The organism is Flavobacterium lotistagni (assembly GCF_011392125.1).
In the GTDB taxonomy this organism is placed as follows: Bacteria; Bacteroidota; Bacteroidia; order Flavobacteriales; family Flavobacteriaceae; genus Flavobacterium; species Flavobacterium lotistagni.
Genome location: NZ_JAAJBU010000001.1, coordinates 441,827 through 461,067, shown reverse-complemented (window position 1 = coordinate 461,067; position 19,241 = coordinate 441,827). Strand labels below are relative to the sequence as shown.

The 19,241-nt window shown below is 42.5% G+C and carries 15 protein-coding genes; 6 read left to right on the top strand and 9 right to left on the bottom strand.

Features of this window, described 5'->3' with window-relative positions:
* The first annotated feature begins 4 nt into the window (after positions 1–4).
* Positions 5–1,351 carry an acetyl-CoA carboxylase biotin carboxylase subunit gene (gene accC / locus G4D82_RS01955; protein ID WP_166333885.1) on the top strand — a complete coding sequence of 449 codons (1,347 nt, stop codon included), beginning with the start codon at positions 5–7 and terminating at the stop codon, positions 1,349–1,351.
* 186 nt (positions 1,352–1,537) lie between these two features.
* Here the strand turns inward: accC and G4D82_RS01950 are convergent, their stop codons facing one another.
* The gene (locus tag G4D82_RS01950; protein ID WP_235924283.1) at positions 1,538–5,470 is read right to left on the bottom strand and encodes a reprolysin-like metallopeptidase; all 3,933 of its coding nucleotides are present in this window, start codon (positions 5,468–5,470) and stop codon (positions 1,538–1,540) included.
* Between the two features lie 234 nt (positions 5,471–5,704).
* On the opposite strand from G4D82_RS01950, the gene G4D82_RS01945 reads away from it, so the two are divergent.
* Together G4D82_RS01945 and mtgA are read left to right on the top strand one after the other, a co-directional pair.
* Entirely contained in the window at positions 5,705–6,817 is a 1,113-nt protein-coding gene (locus tag G4D82_RS01945) for an NAD(P)/FAD-dependent oxidoreductase (RefSeq protein ID WP_166333882.1), read from the top strand.
* Between the two features lie 5 nt (positions 6,818–6,822).
* Positions 6,823–7,500, top strand: a complete 678-nt coding sequence (mtgA, locus tag G4D82_RS01940) for a monofunctional biosynthetic peptidoglycan transglycosylase (RefSeq protein ID WP_166333880.1) — start codon at positions 6,823–6,825, stop codon at positions 7,498–7,500.
* A gap of 40 nt (positions 7,501–7,540) precedes the next feature.
* Here the strand turns inward: mtgA and G4D82_RS01935 are convergent, their stop codons facing one another.
* Positions 7,541–7,915, bottom strand: a complete 375-nt coding sequence (locus G4D82_RS01935) for a DoxX family membrane protein (RefSeq protein ID WP_166333878.1) — start codon at positions 7,913–7,915, stop codon at positions 7,541–7,543.
* A gap of 179 nt (positions 7,916–8,094) precedes the next feature.
* On the opposite strand from G4D82_RS01935, the gene G4D82_RS01930 reads away from it, so the two are divergent.
* Positions 8,095–8,910, top strand: coding sequence for an SDR family NAD(P)-dependent oxidoreductase (locus tag G4D82_RS01930; protein ID WP_166333875.1), 816 nt, complete (start codon positions 8,095–8,097; stop codon positions 8,908–8,910).
* 87 nt (positions 8,911–8,997) lie between these two features.
* Here G4D82_RS01930 and G4D82_RS01925 read toward each other — a convergent pair whose 3' ends face one another.
* The 7 genes from G4D82_RS01925 to G4D82_RS01895 form a co-directional block, all read right to left on the bottom strand.
* Positions 8,998–9,573, bottom strand: a complete 576-nt coding sequence (locus tag G4D82_RS01925) for a type 1 periplasmic binding fold superfamily protein (protein ID WP_166333873.1) — start codon at positions 9,571–9,573, stop codon at positions 8,998–9,000.
* 11 nt (positions 9,574–9,584) lie between these two features.
* Positions 9,585–11,972, bottom strand: a complete 2,388-nt coding sequence (locus tag G4D82_RS01920) for a TonB-dependent receptor (protein ID WP_235924282.1) — start codon at positions 11,970–11,972, stop codon at positions 9,585–9,587.
* Positions 11,973–12,037: 65 nt separating this feature from the next.
* Positions 12,038–12,385: a hypothetical protein gene (locus tag G4D82_RS01915; RefSeq protein ID WP_166333871.1), complete on the bottom strand. Its 348-nt coding sequence runs from the start codon at positions 12,383–12,385 to the stop codon at positions 12,038–12,040.
* Positions 12,386–12,484: 99 nt separating this feature from the next.
* Positions 12,485–13,474: an aspartate-semialdehyde dehydrogenase gene (locus G4D82_RS01910; RefSeq protein ID WP_166333869.1), complete on the bottom strand. Its 990-nt coding sequence runs from the start codon at positions 13,472–13,474 to the stop codon at positions 12,485–12,487.
* A gap of 130 nt (positions 13,475–13,604) precedes the next feature.
* The gene (gene mscL / locus G4D82_RS01905; RefSeq protein WP_166333867.1) at positions 13,605–13,982 is read right to left on the bottom strand and encodes a large conductance mechanosensitive channel protein MscL; all 378 of its coding nucleotides are present in this window, start codon (positions 13,980–13,982) and stop codon (positions 13,605–13,607) included.
* Positions 13,983–14,075: 93 nt separating this feature from the next.
* A complete protein-coding gene (locus tag G4D82_RS01900) occupies positions 14,076–16,520 on the bottom strand; it encodes a bifunctional UDP-N-acetylmuramoyl-tripeptide:D-alanyl-D-alanine ligase/alanine racemase (RefSeq protein ID WP_166333865.1) in 2,445 nt (814 codons plus the stop codon).
* A 2-nt stretch (positions 16,521–16,522) separates the two neighbouring features.
* Positions 16,523–17,152, bottom strand: coding sequence for a thymidine kinase (locus G4D82_RS01895; RefSeq protein WP_166333863.1), 630 nt, complete (start codon positions 17,150–17,152; stop codon positions 16,523–16,525).
* Positions 17,153–17,351: 199 nt separating this feature from the next.
* On the opposite strand from G4D82_RS01895, the gene G4D82_RS01890 reads away from it, so the two are divergent.
* Together G4D82_RS01890 and rsmI are read left to right on the top strand one after the other, a co-directional pair.
* Positions 17,352–18,374 (top strand): hypothetical protein, encoded by a 1,023-nt coding sequence (locus G4D82_RS01890; protein WP_166333861.1) that lies wholly within the window; start codon positions 17,352–17,354, stop codon positions 18,372–18,374.
* Positions 18,375–18,462: 88 nt separating this feature from the next.
* Positions 18,463–19,134, top strand: coding sequence for a 16S rRNA (cytidine(1402)-2'-O)-methyltransferase (gene rsmI, locus G4D82_RS01885; RefSeq protein ID WP_166333859.1), 672 nt, complete (start codon positions 18,463–18,465; stop codon positions 19,132–19,134).
* Positions 19,135–19,241 lie beyond the last annotated feature (107 nt).

Genomic DNA, 19,241 nt, shown 5'->3' with positions numbered 1-19,241 from the left:
AGAGATGTTTAAAAAAATATTAATCGCGAACCGAGGCGAAATAGCATTGCGTGTGATTCGTACTTGCCGTGAGATGGGAATCAAAACCGTAGCGGTTTATTCTACTGCTGATGCAGAAAGCCTTCACGTAAAGTTTGCCGACGAAGCCGTTTGTATTGGGCCGCCGCCGAGTAATCTTTCGTACTTAAAGATGTCAAACATTATTGCTGCAGCCGAAATTACCAATGCCGATGCTATCCATCCAGGTTATGGGTTTTTATCTGAAAACGCTAAGTTCTCGAAAATCTGTCAAGAGCACGGTATCAAATTCATTGGTGCTTCTCCGGAAATGATTGAAAAAATGGGAGATAAGGCCACTGCAAAAGCTACCATGAAAGCGGCAGGTGTTCCTTGTGTTCCGGGTTCTGATGGTATTTTGGAATCTTTTGAAGAAGCCGCTAAAATTGCCAAAGAAATGGGTTATCCGGTAATGCTCAAGGCTACTGCCGGAGGTGGCGGAAAAGGAATGCGCGCCGTTTGGAAAGCCGAGGACCTTCAAAAAGCTTGGGAAAGCGCCAGAATGGAAGCCGGTGCTGCCTTTGGTAACGATGGAATGTACATGGAAAAACTTATCGAAGAGCCACGTCATATTGAAATTCAAGTTGTGGGTGATGCATACGGAAAAGCTTGTCACTTATCAGAAAGAGATTGTTCGGTACAACGCCGTCACCAAAAACTGACTGAAGAAACACCGTCGCCGTTCATGACCGATGATTTGCGCACGCGTATGGGTGAAGCAGCTGTAAAAGCTGCAGAATACATCAAATATGAGGGCGCTGGAACAGTGGAATTTTTGGTTGATAAACACCGCAACTTCTACTTCATGGAGATGAATACAAGAATCCAAGTTGAGCATCCGATTACCGAACAAGTCATTGATTACGACTTGATTCGCGAACAAATTTTGGTGGCCGCCGGTATTCCGATTTCTGGAAAAAATTATTTACCACAATTGCACTCGATTGAATGTCGCATCAACGCTGAAGATCCATATAATGATTTCAGGCCATCACCAGGAAAAATTACGGTATTGCACGCGCCGGGAGGCCATGGGGTTCGTTTGGATACGCACGTATACGCAGGCTATACAATTCCGCCTAACTACGATTCGATGATTGCCAAACTCATTACAACGGCACAAACTCGTGAAGAAGCCATTAACAAAATGAAGCGCGCTTTAGACGAGTTTTACATTGAAGGCGTAAAAACCACCATTCCGTTCCACCGCCAATTAATGGACGAGCCGGATTATGTCGCTGGAAACTATACAACCAAGTTCATGGAATCTTTCAAAATGAACGATACAGAATAATAAAGATTATGATTAAAAAGCCTCACTTTCATGGTGGGGCTTTTTTTATGGCTTTAATTCAGATGGAATTTGATTAATATTTTCAAGAGGAGCTGAGATTCAAAAAGCGCTCGGATATTATTTGTCCAAAAACAAAAAGCCACTCCATTAAATGAAGTGGCCTTTCTATAAAAATTGGGTTTTGAATTATTTTTTAATAAAGCGTTTTACTACGGATTGTCCGTTGCTGGTCACTTCTAGCAAATAGGTTCCGGCGGCGATATTCGAAACCGGGATAGTTTCCTCTACGATAAAGCCTTTAGCCATTTCTTGTCCTAGAAGCGAAAACACTCTATAGCTCGCATTTTCAACCCCTGAAACATGTAGTTCATTGCCACTTACTGGGTTTGGATAAACTTGTACTGTCAACGCGCTATTATTTTCGACTTCTCTCGCGGTCGAAGTAATGTTGATAGTATAATCTTCTACTTGTCCGTATGAAAAAGCTTCACAAGCTGTTGGCACTCCATTGTATTTCATCGATACACGCATTCTGGTAGCACCTAAAGTAGCAGTAGCCGGAATTGTAAATGTTCCGCTAACAGGTGTCGTTTTAGACGCGGTTTTAGTCCAAACAGTTTCTCCGGCATCGGCAAAATCACCATCTTTATTGTAATCTATAAATACCGCGTAACCTTCTGAATAAACGGTACTGGTCCAGCTTGGAGTAATCGTAATAGTGTAAGCGGTTCCTCTTGTCGCGTTGGTTGATAGCGAGGTAAAGTTTTCGTAACCAGTCGTTCCGGTTGACGTGTTATTGATGGTGCCTAAAACAACTTTTCCGATTCTTTCATCGGCAGTGCTGTTGCCTTGCGAAGTACAGTAGCTTACTGTCGTAGTCAACGTAGTTACGTTTGCCGTGTTGCTCGCAGTTGAACTGTTTCCTGCAGCATCTTTTGCAATGATATAAAAGGAATAAGTGGTTGCAGCAGTTAAACCGGTCACCGCGTACGAATTGGTTGTGGCGCTAGCTCTGAAAACACCGTTCTGATATACATCGTAGCCGCTTATACCCACATTGTCTGTAGCCGCAGTCCAGCTCAAATTAGTCGTCGTGGCTGTTGTTCCCGATGCAGTTAGGTTTGTTGGCGCAGAAGGAGCAACGGTATCCGGAACACCGGCTTGAATGTTTACTGTATAATCTTCTACTTGTCCATATGAGAAAGTTTCACAAGAAGTAGGAACAGCATTATATTTCATCGAAACTCGCATTCTAGTTGCCCCTAATGTTGCCGTCGCAGGAATTGTGATTGATCCGCTAACAGGTGTTGTTGTTGAAGCAGTTTTAGTCCAGACGGTTTCTCCTGCATCAGTGAAATCGCCATCTTGGTTGTAGTCGATAAACACTGCATATCCTTCAGCGTAAGTGCTTGAAGTCCAGCTTGGAGTAATTGTAATAGTATAAGCAGATCCGCGCGTTGCGTTGGTTGCAATAGCTGTAAAATTCTCATAACCGGCTGTTCCGGTTGAGGTGTTGTTGATGGTTCCGAAAACGACTTTACCAATCTTCTCATCTGCCGTACTGTTGCCTTGTGATGCGCAATAGTTCAAAGAAGCTGTTAAAGTTGTCACATTTACCGTGTTGCTCGCCACAGAACTATTTCCGGCAGCATCTTTAGCAATCACATAAAACGAATAAGCAGTAGCCGCAGTCAGACCAGTCGCAGCATATGATGTTGTAGTTACTGTCGCTCTGAAAACGCTGTTTTGATAAACATCATAACCAGTCACACCGACGTTATCTGTTGAAGCTGTCCAGCTCAAGTTGGTAGCGGTCGCTGTTGTTCCGGCCGCAGCTAAATTAGTCGGAGCCGATGGGGCAGTCGTGTCTACAATTGGTGCTAAAGTGGTCACTGAAACCGCATTGCTCGCCGCCGAAACATTTCCGGCAGCATCTTTAGCTTTTACGGTAAATACGTACGTAGTAGAAGCAGTTAAGCCACTTACAGCATAAGAAGTCGATGCTGTTGAGCCCAATAAAACACCATCTTTATAGACGTCATATCCGATTACCGCTACGTTGTCAGTGGCACCAGACCAAGACAATGAAGTAGTAGTTTGGGTCGTGCCTGAAGCTGCTAAAGTTGGGGCCGTTGGGGCTACAGTATCGGTTGACCCAGCAGTGATGGTAAAGTTCGAATTGGATACGTCAAAGAAAATATGGTTGGTTCCTTTTACCATGATACGGTTGGTGGTTCCTGGTGTGTTAGGAATAGTCACTGCTTGAGTTCCGTCATTCGGTGTTGCAGCCAAAAGCATGTTCCATGTGTTTCCGCCATCTGTCGATAACAAGATGTCAACATTGGCACAGTTAACTCCGTTTGCCGTTGTTCCTGCAACTGCCCATGTAATTGTTTGGGTGCTGTTTCCGGCATAAGAAACTGCGGTGTTTGGCGAACTTACGCTGAATGGTCCTGCTGTGGCGTTTACCGTTACAATCATGTCGTCACTATTGTTGGCTGGTCCTCCGGCGCGGTTGTCGCGAACGGTAAATCTGAAATTCATGGTTCTAGCAACAGAAGGTAATGCTTCAACGGTCAGCTCGCTTCCAGCAGTTGTGGTAGCGCCAGTTAAAACTGAAGCCATTCTTGGAAGATATCTAGTTGGTGAAGTCGTTGGGTTATACGATCTGAAGTTTACTCCGCTGGTTTTGGTTGCGCTGGGCGCAGTGGCATTACTTTGTGCGTCCATTTGTTCCCAAGCATAATTTAAGATATCACCATTAGCATCGGTTGCAGTTCCGGTCAACATGAAAGGCGTACTCTTCGGTATGGTATAATCTAAACCTGCATTAGCCGTCGGGATAGCATTTCCTGTGGCAGTGTTTACTGAACAAGTTTTAGCTTTGATATTGTTAGTGACTTGCTGGATGCTTATCGCGTGGAAATAAGGGTCCGAGTGTGGTTGAACATCAACCGAAGTAATTCCGGCATAACCCATAATGGTCGAACCGCTTCCAGGCTCCATCTGAACACCTGTGCCTTCGTTGCTGTGCGTAAAAGTATGATTGGCACCGAATTGATGACCTAACTCATGTGCAACATAATCGATATCGAAATTATCTCCCGACGGAATACCATCAGCCGGAGAAGTAAATCCACTTCCTTTACCTAGCGGAACCGAAGCAGTAGGATTGGTACAAATACAACCAATACAGCCAGCGTTACCACCACCTCCAGAAGCTCCGAACAAATGTCCTACATCATAATTGGCGTTGCCGATATTATTGGTTAGGGTAGTTTGCAATTCTTGGTTCCATGCGCCATTGGCTCCAGTAGCCGCTGCAGAATAAGGGTCTGAGGAAGCTGTGGTGTAAATTACGGTATCCGTGTTAGCAATCAAAACCATTCTGGCTCCGAAATCTTTTTCAAAAACACCATTGACGCGCGTCATCGTATTGTTGATTGCCGCTAAAGCAAGTGCCTTGGTTCCGCCAAAATAAGCAGTATATTCTCCTGTTACAGACATAGCCAAACGGAAAGTTCTCAAGGTGGCATCATCCGCATTTGGGCGAGCTGCTTCGGTTCTGATTTCATCGTGAACCACATCAATCATACGGCACTCAAAACGGTCTAATGAAGCCGCTTTATCAGACTTTCTATAAACGGCATAACTGCTCAAATCAGTTGTATAAGGTTCTATGAATTCCGCCGATTGATCTGCTTTAATCACCATGGTTTGTAATCCGAGTGGAGATATACTGAAGTAAATACTTGAGCCAGGATTTTCAATACCTTGCCCGATATAAGATTTAATGTCAGGGTAACGTGCTGCAAGTTCAGGGTCCATATTTGAGGATTCTTTCACGCGGAAACTTTCCATTTGACCTTGCGCATTCGGGAAGGCAACCACCACATTTGATTGGACGTTAGATGCAAACCTCTTAGGTGCGCTGTTCAGGGTTTGTTTGAGCTGGTTGATGTCTAATGTGAACAACCTGGGGCTTAAGATACTTTGCTTGTTTGCAAAAGTTACTGCGTTTGGGTCTTTGGCAGTAGCTTTCCATACTGCTTTTCCGGCTTGGGCAAAGGAAAAGCTCGTGATCGCCATCATAGCAATCGAGAGTAATCTGTTTTTCATAATTTGAATTTTGGTTAAATCGGCTTCAAATGTAGAATTATTTTTATACCATTAATCGATAAACACAAGAGGTTATGAACAATTAAGCAAGAATTTAGAAAAATAAATGCGGATTTTCTATGTTTTAAAATGTTTTCTTACAATTAATGAAATTGGGTGTTTAAAATTGCAAGAATTACTATATCCGATTTACATTTGAAACAGATAAAAACTACTTTTATAGAAATTATGAACATGGATTTAAGCTACTGGGAAATCAAAAATTGGTTCACTAATGTTGACTATACCATTGTCGGCAGCGGTATTGTCGGCTTGCATGCGGCTCTGAGGTTGCGTGAGCGTTTTCCAGAAAGTAAAATTCTAATCTTGGAGAAAGGCGTTCTGCCGCAAGGGGCGAGTACCAAAAATGCTGGTTTCGCATGTTTTGGAAGTGTTTCGGAGATTCTCGATGACTTAAAAAACCACTCAGAAGAAGAAATCATTCAATTAGTGCAAAAGCGTTGGAATGGCTTGCAAATACTGCGCAAACGTTTGGGTGATGCCTCTATAGATTATAAGCCTTATGGCGGATATGAATTGTTCCTGAAAGAAGATGAATTGTTTTATCAAGAATGTCTGCAGAAATTGCCCTTCATCAATGAAATTCTAAAACCGATTTTTAAAACTGAAGTATTTGCCAAGGAAATCGATCGTTTTCACTTTCGAGGCATCGAAGAATATTTAATTTTTAATCCGTTCGAAGCGCAAATCGATACTGGAAATACAATGCAAGCTTTGCTCAAAGAGGTGGTTTCCAAAGACATTTTAATCTTGAACAAGCAAACTGTGACGGCCTATCATGAAACGCAAGATGGTGTTACTGTTGCTATAGACGATTTTAGTTTTAGCACCAAAAAACTGCTGTTTGCCACTAATGGTTTTGCCTCACAAATCATTCATCAAGAAGTAAAACCGGCTCGCGCGCAAGTTTTAATCACTGAACCCATTGAAGGTTTGGATATTAAAGGAACTTTCCACATTGATCGAGGCTACTATTATTTCAGGAATATCGGCAACAGAATTTTACTGGGCGGTGGACGAAACCTAGATTTTCAAGGTGAAACAACCACCGAGTTCGGACAAACCGAGCCGATACAACACCGATTGGAGCAGCTTTTAAAAGAAGTTATTCTACCCGAAACCGAATTCAAAATTGAGCATCGTTGGAGTGGTATTATGGGTTTGGGCTCGAGTAAAAATCCTGTTGTAACACAATTGTCCGATCGTGTATATTGTGGTGTAAGACTCGGAGGCATGGGCGTAGCAATTGGCAGTTTAATCGGTGCTGAATTGGCAGATTTAATTTAAAGGATATGATAAAAAAGTTAGTACGCATCGCTGGAAAAGTCTTGTTGTGGTTTTTTGTGATTTCGGTGCTTTCGGTTTTAATTTTTAAATGGGTGCCGATTCCTTCTACACCATTGATGGTCATTCGAGCGATTGAAAACAAACTAGACAACAAAGAGATGGTTTGTAGCCATGATTGGGTGCCGATTGAAGAAATCTCCACCAACATGCAAAAGGCGGTGATTGCTAGTGAGGATGCGAATTTTCTAACCCATCACGGATTCGATTTCAAAGCCATTGAAAAGGCAATGAAAAGCAACGAAAAAGGGAAAAAACTCCGTGGCGGAAGCACGATTTCTCAGCAAACCGCCAAAAACGTTTTTCTCTGGCAAGGGCGCAGTTATCTCCGCAAAGGTCTTGAAGCCTACTTTACGGTTCTCATAGAACTCGTTTGGGGTAAAGAGCGCATCATGGAAGTTTATCTGAACAGCATCGAAATGGGCGACGGGGTATATGGTATAGAAGCCGCATCTAAATATTGGTACAGAGAAAGTGCTGTAGCTTTGTCTGCCAGAGAAGCGGCCGGAATAGCTGCCATACTTCCGAATCCGCGAAAATTCAAAGCGACCAATTCCTCTGCCTATACCGAGCGGCGAAAGGGTCGAATCCTCAGGAATATGCGTGCAGTAAAGCTGGAGTATTAAATAAAAACGCCTAACAAATCATTAGGCGTTTTTTAATTTCTTATTGGAACAGCGGCGTATACTGTTTCCAATGTTTGTAAATCAGAATGCCGTTGAGCAGTGCTACGACTAATGCTGCGCCCAACCCGGGAATGTCCAAAAACAAATGAAAAAGCAAAATGTTAATGGAAATCGGGGCGAGTAATATTAAGGCAAAGGCTACCCACCTTTTCAAGAGTAACATCGCTCCGATAAGTACTTCCAAAATTCCTACAACAGGAAAAATATAACCGGTAGCGCCCAATGAATTCATAAAATCCGCAGCAGAACCAGTAGGCGGTGGCATCGGAATAAAATGCAAGAATTTATTGCTGCCGAAAACAACCAGCAAAATCCCTAGTGTAATGCGAACAAGTGTAGTAAACTGTGAATTCATAAACTTACGAATTGGTTAAACGATAATTTAAATCCTAAAGTAATCATTTGTTTTCTTTAAAAAACAGCTTGAACAAATAATAATTAATATTTTTTCTTAATTAATTGTTGATATCTCTATATTAAAGTTTCCGCTTTCGATTTTGAAATTATCCTATATTCGCGACCTGATTCCAATGTATGAAAACGGTTTTAATTACAGGTGCTTCTAGTGGCATCGGCAAGGCAACAGCATTGCATTTTGCAAACAATGGCTGGCAGGTTATCGCCACGATGATAGCATTGGATGAAAGTCATTCAATTAAAGAAGTGCCAAACATTTCCTGTTATGAGCTTGATGTTACCTGTACTGAAAGCATTGAAAAAGCCAAGAGAGCTATTCTTCAGACTTTCCCTACAATCGATGTATTGATTAACAATGCTGGCGTTGGGTACCGCAGTTTTGTAGAGCTTTCAGATGATCAAAACCTTGAGAGAATCGTCAGTATTAATTGGCTTGGTGTGGTGAAGATGGCGCGCGCTTTTATTCCAATTTTCAGAGAACAGGGTTGTGGTCAGATTATCAATATTTCTTCAATTGCCGGTTTGGTCAATTTGCCGCTGGGCAGTTTTTACCATTCCACCAAACAAGCTGTGGAGAGTTTTTCAGAATGTATGGCCTACGAACTGCTGGATTTCAATATTTCAGTAGCGACCGTGCAGTTTGGTAATGCTCCTACTAATTTCCAAAATAACGCCGCAAAATCAGATGTTTCCAGTATCGCTTCTTACAACCGTTTGATGGAAAAAATCACCCAAACCTTGCAAGAGAAAAGTGCTAAGAACAAAAATCTTACGAGAAAAATCACCCATAAATTACTAGAAATTGCCGAAAATCCGCAGCAAAGTTTCAGAAGATACTCTATTGGTTTTGATGCTCAGGCAATGAAAATCTTGCGCGCCCGATTAGGTTATCGGTTGTTCAATCGAATCATCCGGAAATTTATCGCTAGTTGACGGCTCTTAGTCTAAGTGGATTTTTTTGACAAGCATAAAAAAAGCTATCCTTTTCAGAATAGCCTTTCTATGAGATAGAACAGTGAATTAATTTACTGTAATATTAAATATGGCTTCAGCGTCTGGGCTTCCACCAGCATTGGTAATGTCTCCGTCAGAAACACCAGCAGCCGATTTGTTAGGCAAATGAATCAATGTTATTTTTAGAGTACCGCTTGCAGAATTGGTGGTAGTAAAAACACTTTTTAACCCGATAGGTTTCCCGTTAGCATCTAAGTTCTCGGCATCGCTGGCGTAGGTGAAGTTGTTCAGCGTTCCGGTTTTTTGGTAGAAAATCTGATGGTCTTCAGCTTCATTAACGATTTCTTCAGTAATATCTTCCGCAGGGTTGACAGACTCGTTTTTAAAACTTACTACACCTTGATAAGTGGTATTTTGAGCGAATGGGCCTGAAACCGAAATCACGGGTGCATCAGGTCCGTCGCCGTCTAAATCTTTTGACTCCAATGTAATGGTCGATCCGCCGCCTTCAGGAGTATAAACGACAGTGATGGTGGTGATGAGTTCTTCTTCATTAACCGGAGAAGAATCGTTGTCACTACTACATGAAGTAAATATTGTTGCAACTGATAATAAGAATGCTAGGGATTTTAAAGTTTTCATGATATTGTCTTTTAATAATTAAATTTTAATTGTACTTGAAAGTTTCTGCCGATTTCGTCTGCGTAAAAGCGTTGACGGTTTAAATAATCTCGGTAGTTGGTGTTTAAAATATTTTGAACAGAAAATGCTAAAGTGGTTTTTATTTTTGAAAGTGATTTGAATTTGATTTCAGAATAAAAATGCCACAATTGATAACCTGGCGGTGGCGTGCTAATATCAACCAGCACGGGAACAAATTCATTGTTGACAATGATATCGGTGGTGAAATTGTTCATTGGAAACCGATTCTGATAAAACACGACTTCGTTTTTTAATTCCAGCAATAAGTCGAACCACTGTTTCTTGGAAAACTGAATTTTGTGGTTGATGCTCAAAGGCGGAATATCGATTAAAGGAATTTGATTGCTCAAATCGCGACCGTTGACATATGAAAGGGAAAAAAAATCTTGCCAATGATTGCCTATTTTCCAATGCGTTTGAAGATCGATGCCAGAAATGATCGCTTGTGTTTGCTGGTATTCCCAAACCGGAAATGTTCCTCTGATGGTGTTCTCAAAACCGATGGGCTTCAAAAACATATAGTCCTTTATATTGCTTAAATAAGGATTTATTTCTACCGAAAAAGCAGTCCATTGCTTTTGAACTGTAGTGGCTACTTTAATCGATTGTTCCTTTTTTAAAGCCAAGTCGCCCAATTCAATTATTCCGGTAGAGTGGTGCAAACCATCGCTGAAAAGCTCAGAAGGATTGGGGTTTCTATTGGCCAAACTAATGTTGAAAAACCAATCCAGATTGTCTTCAAAAGCACTGTGAAAGCCTAAGCTTGCCGAGATGTTGTGAAAACTAAATTCAGGCTCTGTCAGCCACTGGGTGCCACCATAATCGCTTACAATAAATTCGGGAAACAACTCATCATAACCTCTTTCGTTCCAGCGGGATTTATAATAGTATTTTGTGGCATCAAGTTTAGAGAAATCATAACGTAGCCCAGATTCTAGTGTAAATTGATTCGAAAAATGATGCGCGACCAAACCATAAACACCCAAGTCATATTTACTATAATTCGGAATTAAAGGCCTGATTCCGGTTGATGGATTGGCGAAGTTGGTTTGATAAGCACCATTTGCTCCCGATTTGATAGTCCAGTCGTGACTGTTTTTCTTGTAATCAATCAATATCGAATGGGTTTTTAAATCTAAATCTAGGGCTGCCGTATTGGCAAAGCTGCCTCGGCGAATATCAAACTCTAAACGGCGGTTGTACTGAAAGGCATATTGAACTGCGATACTCGAGATTTCATTCCAGCGGTAATTGAAATTCAGTTTTGCGATATGGTGCTGCACTTCTTGCCTCGGACTATTGATAGTATATGAAAACGGATGAATCTCTGCCGGAATTTGGTTGTTGATTGACTGATACAAGTCGTATGCATTTCCGATATGCGATGCGCTCAATATTCCGATAGTTGCTTTAAAAAAACTATAGGAAGTTTCAAAGTCATATTTGTTCTGACTAAATTTAACCGCAGCGCTAAAGTTGGTTTCTCTGTTGCCGGTGTTAGATAAGTTATAGTCAGGAGCCGATCTGTCGCCCATATATTTGAAGGTTCCCAAGAAGTTGTAACTCCACCCAAGCAGTTTTGCATTGTGAATACTGGTGTTGGCCGAGCCGCCTCTTCCGTTAGAGTCGAAATTGAAAATGGTTTTGCCAAAAAGGGTGTCTTTTTTAACAACAAGAGGTTCAATGATAACCAATCCGCCAACAGCATCACCGCCGTATTGTAAACCAGAAGCGCCCTTAATCACCGTTACTTTTCCTGCGCCGTTGATGTCTAGATTCGGAGCGTGTTCGGTGCCCCATTGTTGGTCTTCCAAACGAACATTATTGTTGATGATAGGTACGCGGCTTCCATAAAGGCCGTTGATGATGGGTTTGACGATGGCATTACCGGTTTTTAAGCTACTTACTCCTGCAATCTCTTTCAAAGCATCGCCCAATGATTGGTTACTGTATTTTTCAAGTGTTTCTGTCTTGATTTTTTGTTCCAAAACCGATTTGTTGAGCGTATTTTTTCCTTGCTTAACCATCACTTCTCCTAGTTGTTCGACGCTTTCCTTGAGCTCGAAATCTAGCACCAAGTTGTAGTTCAAAACCACCAAAGTGTCAATAGGTTGAAAGCCCAAATAGGAAATATGTACGCTCAGCTTTCCCGAAGGAAGTGGGCCCACGAGGTAGTTGCCTTGCGAGTCAGAAGTGACTTTTTTCTTGCCAATATGGATGTGACTTCCACTGATGGGAAGCTTATCTTTAGTGGTTATTTTTCCTGAAATCGAATGTTGCCCATAAGAACTTACAACAAACATCCAGAAGAAAAATACTAGTGTGGTTTTCTTTTGCATCTTGTTCAAAATATTCTAAACACAGAAATATCCTCAAGCGAATGAGGATTGTGGTTTAAGTCATTTTAAACTACTGCTGGCGGTGCCCTAAGGGCAAAAAGACTTCCCTTAAAAGACAATACAATAGCTTGCGGGAAGAAAGAAGAGTATAAATTCGGAGTTTGTTTTTCTATGGTTTTGTATCCTAAAAAGCCACTAGAGAGATAGCTCCCGAAAGTAAATTCGCATACAAAGCAATGGTCAAAAGGATGGTGCTGGTGCGAGATTTCGGTTTTGCCGGTATACTTGTGATGGCATTCCTTTTCCTGAAGAAGTTGGCGCAAATGCTCAAAAGAGTGTAATGATTGCACCAGCATTGTAAACAACACGGCAACCATTAACGCTAAATTGACAATGACGTATTTTTTCTTCATGCCTGACAAAAGTACCAACTTAAAAAAGAAGTCTGTGGGTTTTAACAAAAAAATAAAAAGTTATAACCCACAGACTAAGTTGATTTTGCTAAAAAGAATCTATACCAAATTGTTCGCAACCAGATATTCGGCAATTTGAATCGTGTTAGTGGCGGCGCCTTTACGCAAATTATCGGCCACAATCCACATATTCAAAGTGTTGGCTTGGCTTTCATCACGGCGGATACGACCTACAAACACTTCATTTTTTCCTTGTGCATACATCGGCATCGGATAGGTAAATGTATCGATATTGTCTTGCACGACAACCCCTGAAGTATTGTGCAAAATTTGACGAACTTCATTCACATCAAAATCATGCTCAAAAGCCACGTTGACGGCTTCACTATGCCCGCCCACAATAGGAACGCGGACGGCTGTTGCAGTCACTTTAATATTGTTGTCGCCAATAATTTTTTGGGTCTCGCGCACGAGTTTCATTTCTTCTTTGGTGTAGCCGTTGTCTTCAAAAACATCGCATTGCGGAATCGCATTTCTATGGATGGGATATTTGTAGGCCATTTCACCCTGAACACCGGCGTATTCATTTTCGAGTTGCTTCACCGCTTTCACACCAGTTCCGGTAATAGACTGGTAAGTGGAAACAATCACGCGCTTGATGTTGTATTTTTTGTGCAAAGGCGCCAAGACCAAAACCATCTGAATCGTCGAACAGTTGGGGTTGGCGATGATTTTATCGTCTTTGGTCAGTAAATTTGCATTGATTTCAGGAACCACCAATTTTTTGCTCGGATCCATTCTCCATGCAGATGAATTGTCGATAACGGTTGTTCCGGCGGCTGCGAATTTAGGTGCCCAATCCAGTGAGGTTTGCCCACCGGCCGAGAACAAAGCAATATCTGCTTTCATATCAACGGCAGTTTGCATTCCGACTACTTTATAGTTTTTTCCTTGGAACTCGATTTCCTTTCCGACTGATTTTTCCGAAGCTACAGGAATCAGTTCGGTAACCGGGAAATTTCTCTCTGCCAAAACCTGCAACATCACTTCGCCGACCATTCCGGTAGCGCCAACAACAGCAACTTTCATATTTTTTGTATTTAGGGTTGAATTTTAAAGCACAAAAGTAACGAGAAATTTACTTGCAAGCGCCTTCTATAAAAAAGAAAAACCATCCGAGCGAACGAATGGTTTAAGTTAGAATAAGTGTGTAGCGGTACTATTTTTTCAATAAGTCGCGAATTTGGGTAAGCAATTCTTCTTGAGTTGGCCCGGCTGGTGCAGCAGGTGCAGGCGCTTCTTTCTTTTTCATGCTGTTGATGGCCTTCACCATCAGGAAAATCACGAAAGCAATCACCAAGAAACTAATCACCGCAGCCAAGAATTTTCCGTAGAGAATTCCGCCTTCGGTTTTGAGCTCTGCCAAGTTTTCTACTTGAGCTGCTTTTAGTGCCGGATTCAAAAGTGCTGGTGTAATCACATCGGAAACCAATGAATTCACGATAGCACCGAACGCGCCACCGATGATTACTCCGACGGCCAAATCCATCGCATTGCCTTTCGCAATAAAGTCTTTAAATTCTGAAATCATTCCCATATCAAAAAAAGTTTTAGTTAAAAAATTGGTTTTAGTTGGTCGAAATTAAATATAATTTTTAATAACGCGCAACGATTTTGTAAAAAGAATCAATTATTCTCTATAAAAAATTCTTTTCACGCGCTGAGAAATGCTTGTCAGAATTTCATAAGGAATGGTTTGCAGTTGCTGCGCCATATAAATCACCGTAGGGTTTTCACCGAAGATAATCACCGGATCGCCTTCAAAACAAGCGATGTCGGTTACATCCACCATCAGCATGTCCATGCAAACACTGCCTAAAATTCTTGCCGGTTGATTGTGGATGGTTACATAACCTACGCCATTGCCCCAATGCCGCGAAATTCCGTCGGCGTAACCAATGGGAACCGTCGCTACTTTGGTCGTTTTCTCGGCCACGAACCTTCTGCCATAGCCTACACTTTCCCCAGTATCTATGGTTCGGATTTGTGAAATCACCGATTTGAGTGTCCCCACATTTTCTAGATAATGCTGCTCTTCCGGATCATTCGAAATGCCGTAAAGCCCGATGCCTAATCGCACCATGTCGTATTGCGCCTTTGGGTAATTGCTGATACCCGAAGTATTTAAAATATGGCGAATCGGTTTGATTTTGAGTTCCTGAATTAGTGTCGAGGACAATTTTTCAAACAAAGCAATTTGTTCCAATGCAAAATCGTGATGTTGTAAATCATCGCTAGTGGCCATGTGCGAGAGAATGCTTTTGACCAAAACCGTTTTGTTGTCACGGAGCCGCGTGATGAGTTCAGGCAATTGTTCTTCTTCAAAACCCAAGCGGTGCATGCCTGTGTCGAGTTTAATGTGAATCGGGTAATTCTTGAGTTTCTGTTGCTCGGCTATTTTTAGAAAGGCATTTAATCCTTTGAGACTGTAAATTTCGGGTTCTAGTTGGTGTTGGATGATGGCCGAAAAACTCGTTGATTCAGGATTGAGTACCATAATTGGCAGTTTGATGCCGTCATTCTTGAGCGAAATGCCTTCATCGGCAAAAGCTACTCCGAGGTAATCCACTTTGTGGTGTTCGAGCAGTTTGGCAATTTCAAAACCACCGTTTCCGTAACCGAAAGCTTTCACCATCACCATCATTTTGGTTTTGGCCTTGAGCTTCGATTTGAAAAAACTCAGGTTGTGGCTGATGGCGTTGAGGTTGATTTCCAGAACGGTTTCGTGCGTTTTTTCTTCCAGCGCGTGTACGATTTTCTCGAAGTTGAAACTCCGTGCGCCTTTGATTAGAATGGTTTCGTTAGCTAAATTCAAATGATCAATTTCCTGGATGAACGCTTCGGTATCGGTAAAAGTAACGCAGTTCAGGAATTTGTTTTTGAACTTGGTAATGGTCTTGCCGATGCCAATCACTCGTTGGATTTTATTGGAAATCACCATCTGCGAGACTTTCGAGTACAGTTCGTCATCAGAAAGCCCACTTTGGAAAATATCAGACAAGATCAGTGATTTCTTCTTGTGCTGCTTCTGGCTTTCCAGAAAATCAAGCGCGATTTTAAGCGATTGAAAATCCGAGCTATAACTGTCATCGATGAGCATCGTATTGTTGATACCGTTCTTAACTTTCAGCCGCATTTCGACCGGATAAAGCAATTCCATTCTCCGCTCGATAGTGGTGTGGTCATAGCCAAAATGCAACATGACCATCATGCAATGAATGGCATTTTCAATCGAAGCATCGTCTTGAAACGGAATCTTGATTTCAAAACTTCCGCTTTCCTGCCGGATTTTGAGAACTGTTTTGTCCAGCACCGATTTTTTGGAGATGAACACATTGGCCGATTCCTCTTTGAAGCTCCATGAAAACCTTGCTACTTTTGGGTTAAGGAAAGCTTCAACAGTTTTGTTTTTATTGTAAATGAGCACTTTGGCGTGCTGGAAAAGACGCACTTTTTCTTTGATTTTTTCACCAATGTTCGCAAACCCTTCGTCATGAGCCGAACCAATATTGGTCAGGATGCCGATGCTCGGACTAATGATTTTCTCGAGTTTGTCCATTTCATCGACGGTCGAAATCCCGGCTTCGAAAATTCCGAGGTTGTGCTGCTCATTGATCGCCATCACCGAAAGCGGAACACCTACTTGCGAGTTATAACTTTTTGGGCTGCGGATGATATTGTAATCCGGACTCAGCAAAAAATTAAGCCATTCCTTCACAATGGTTTTACCGTTGCTGCCGGTAATGCCGATGACCGGAAAATCGAATTGGTTGCGGTGGTGTGTGGCGAATTTCTGCAACGCATGTAGCGTATTTTTGACTACTAAAAAGTTGGCTTGGTCTTGAAATCCTTCGGGAATGTGCGTGACCACAAAATTGCGAACGCCTTTCTCGAGCAGTTCCCCGATGTAGTCGTGCGCGTCGTTATTGGGCCCAACAATCGCAAAAAAAAGCGTTTGCGCGCCATTTTGTAGCGAGCGGCTGTCGATGGCAATATTTTCGATTAAAGTACTCGGATGCTTACCTGCCCATTGGGCCTGAAGAATCGGAGCAATATTTTTGATGGATAAGACCAAAGCTACTGGAGGTTTTTTCGGGTTTTGGCGCTTGCTGTTTCCGGTTCTTCTTGACCTTTGCGCATGGCTTCGTAATAGGCAGCGCGGCTCAGCGGTTCGTATTCTTCGGTTTCCCCGAGCAAAACGAGGTTGTCATTGTCGGTTTTGCGGTAGCTATAATTGGCAAGGTTTCCGGTGCGGGTGCAAACGGCGTGTACTTTGGTGACATATTCTGCAGTGGCCATCAGTGCGGGCATGGGACCAAACGGATTGCCTTTGAAATCCATATCTAAACCCGCTACAATGACGCGGATTCCGGAGTTGGCCAAATCATTACAAATCTTCACGATCTCATCATCGAAGAATTGCGCTTCGTCAATGCCTACTACATCGCAGCCTTGGGCTAAAATAGCAATGTTTGCAGCGGCCGGAACTGGTGTGGAGCGGATTTCGTTTTTGTTGTGCGAAACGACCATTTCCTCGTCATAACGGGTGTCGATTGAGGGTTTGAAGATTTCGACCTTTTGTTTGGCGAATTGTGCGCGTTTGAGCCTCCGGATTAGCTCTTCTGTTTTACCTGAGAACATTGATCCGCAGATCACTTCTATCCATCCAAACTGTTCTTTATGATTGACTGTATTTTCGAGAAACATTTTGTGTTTTTTCTTGCGCTAGAGATGAATAGATTTTATTACTTTGCCGCATCAATAACTGATATAAAGTAGTATATTTACGCCGTTGTCAAAAGTAGAAAATTTTATTTAAGGAAGCTTCTGCATTCGACGAAAAATAAAAGCCAAAATAAGTCCAATAGCCTAAAAACAATCCCCAATCCAGGTAATTCAGTACGTTATGAAAAAAAAGTTGGAAGCCGAATTGATCAGCATCGCGCACCGGATCTTAAAGCTTAAAAACAAATCAGAACTGCACCAACTGCAACAAGAAGCGCAAAATCTTTACGAGAAACTTACCTTACTTCAGTTCGTAGAAAACCATTTTGCAGAGGCCAAACCTACCATCGGTCGCGCTGAAATTGAAGATAAAATAGAGACTGCTTTCGAATCCAAAGAAGAAGAACCACAAGTGGCTTCAACGGAACAAAATATTACCGATACCCCAGAAATCGAAGTAGCACCTGAGCAGTCTGAGGCCGATGAAGAAAAAGCCGTAGCAGAAGAACACCAACCTGAAGCCATTGAACCAGAGGCGGAAGCAGAAACGGCACCGGAAACCATCGAAGAACCAGAAAAGGAAGTCGAGCCGGAAATTGCATCGAGCGAAGAACCGGCAGAAGAAGCCGAGACCGTCTCAGAAGAAACCACCGAGGAAGCTATCAAGGAAGAAGAAGCAACTCCAGTGGCTGCCCAAGACAACACTTTCAAACCTGCCTTTGAACTTGCCTTTGATACTAAAGACGAAGAAATCGCTGAGGAAATCAAAAAGGAAATCAAGAACGTTTCTCCGCAGATTACTTTTGACGATTTATTAGGCCCGAACTATAAAGATCCGGTTTTTGTGAAGCCGGAAGAGCTCGCCAAAGAAAATACCAAAGAAAACGTGATTCCGATTGGCAGAAGCTACAACGATGCCGCACCAGTGATTTCGCTCAACAAAGACCAAGGCATTTCGCTCAACGACCGCATGTCTAAAGGCATCATCATTGGCTTGAACGACCGAATCGCTTTTATGACGCATTTGTTCGCCAATTCGAGCGAAGATTATAACCGCGTGCTTTCGCAACTGATGACTTTCGGCACTTTTTCAGAAGCCAAAGATTTCATTGACAATATGGTCAAGCCCGACTATAACAACTGGGAAGGCAAAGACGAATACGCCGAACGTTTCATGGAAATTATCGAGAAGCGCTTTTCATAGCATTGCAAAAAACAACACAAGTTTCACAAATTACGCTGATAAAATCTGTGCTAATCTGTGAAATCTGTGTTTTATAAAGAGGCTGTTTATGTCAAAACTCTACATCGTTCCCACGCCAATCGGCAACCTCGAAGACATGACGTTTCGCGCGATCCGCGTCTTGAAAGAAGCCGACTTAATCCTGGCCGAAGACACGCGCACCAGCGGTAAGCTGCTCAAGCATTTTGACATCGCCACACACATGCACAGCCACCACATGCACAACGAACACAAAACCGTAGAGAATCTCATTTCTAGGTTGAAGGCCGGAGAAACCATTGCGCTGATTTCCGATGCCGGTACGCCCGCGATTTCCGATCCGGGATTTTTGCTCACCAGGGCTTGTGTCGAAAACAATATTACCGTCGAATGTTTGCCCGGAGCCACTGCTTTCGTGCCTGCGCTAGTCAATAGCGGTTTACCCAACGACCGTTTCGTGTTCGAAGGATTTTTGCCTGAAAAGAAAGGCCGTCAAACGCGATTTTTAGCTTTGGCCGAAGAAACCCGAACCATGATTTTCTATGTGTCGCCACACAAACTTGTGAAAACCTTGGCAGAATTTGTTCAGTATTTTGGCGCCGAACGACCGGTTTGTGTGTCGCGCGAGTTATCGAAACTCCACGAAGAAAATGTACGCGGAAAGGCCCAGGAAGTGTTATCGCATTTTGAGCAGAAGCCGCCTAAAGGTGAGATTGTCGTAGTAGTTGGAGGTAGAAAATAGAGAAATGACCGCTTCGCTGCAAGAGTCAAGATTACTGGGTTAGTTTTTTGGGCGTTTCCCTTCGGGCCGTGCCATCCGCTACAATTTTTGCTCCGCTGTCGCTGCGC

Excerpts from the sequence above, each read along its gene's own strand:
- accC (WP_166333885.1), top strand. The coding sequence starts at position 5 with ATGTTTAAAAAAATATTAATCGCGAACCGAGGCGAAATAGCATTGCGT.
- G4D82_RS01950 (WP_235924283.1), bottom strand. The coding sequence starts at position 5,470 with ATGAAAAACAGATTACTCTCGATTGCTATGATGGCGATCACGAGCTTT.
- G4D82_RS01945 (WP_166333882.1), top strand. The coding sequence starts at position 5,705 with ATGGATTTAAGCTACTGGGAAATCAAAAATTGGTTCACTAATGTTGAC.
- mtgA (WP_166333880.1), top strand. The coding sequence starts at position 6,823 with ATGATAAAAAAGTTAGTACGCATCGCTGGAAAAGTCTTGTTGTGGTTT.
- G4D82_RS01935 (WP_166333878.1), bottom strand. The coding sequence starts at position 7,915 with ATGAATTCACAGTTTACTACACTTGTTCGCATTACACTAGGGATTTTG.
- G4D82_RS01930 (WP_166333875.1), top strand. The coding sequence starts at position 8,095 with ATGAAAACGGTTTTAATTACAGGTGCTTCTAGTGGCATCGGCAAGGCA.
- G4D82_RS01925 (WP_166333873.1), bottom strand. The coding sequence starts at position 9,573 with ATGAAAACTTTAAAATCCCTAGCATTCTTATTATCAGTTGCAACAATA.
- G4D82_RS01920 (WP_235924282.1), bottom strand. The coding sequence starts at position 11,972 with ATGCAAAAGAAAACCACACTAGTATTTTTCTTCTGGATGTTTGTTGTA.
- G4D82_RS01915 (WP_166333871.1), bottom strand. The coding sequence starts at position 12,385 with ATGAAGAAAAAATACGTCATTGTCAATTTAGCGTTAATGGTTGCCGTG.
- G4D82_RS01910 (WP_166333869.1), bottom strand. The coding sequence starts at position 13,474 with ATGAAAGTTGCTGTTGTTGGCGCTACCGGAATGGTCGGCGAAGTGATG.
- mscL (WP_166333867.1), bottom strand. The coding sequence starts at position 13,982 with ATGGGAATGATTTCAGAATTTAAAGACTTTATTGCGAAAGGCAATGCG.
- G4D82_RS01895 (WP_166333863.1), bottom strand. The coding sequence starts at position 17,152 with ATGTTTCTCGAAAATACAGTCAATCATAAAGAACAGTTTGGATGGATA.
- G4D82_RS01890 (WP_166333861.1), top strand. The coding sequence starts at position 17,352 with ATGAAAAAAAAGTTGGAAGCCGAATTGATCAGCATCGCGCACCGGATC.
- rsmI (WP_166333859.1), top strand. The coding sequence starts at position 18,463 with ATGTCAAAACTCTACATCGTTCCCACGCCAATCGGCAACCTCGAAGAC.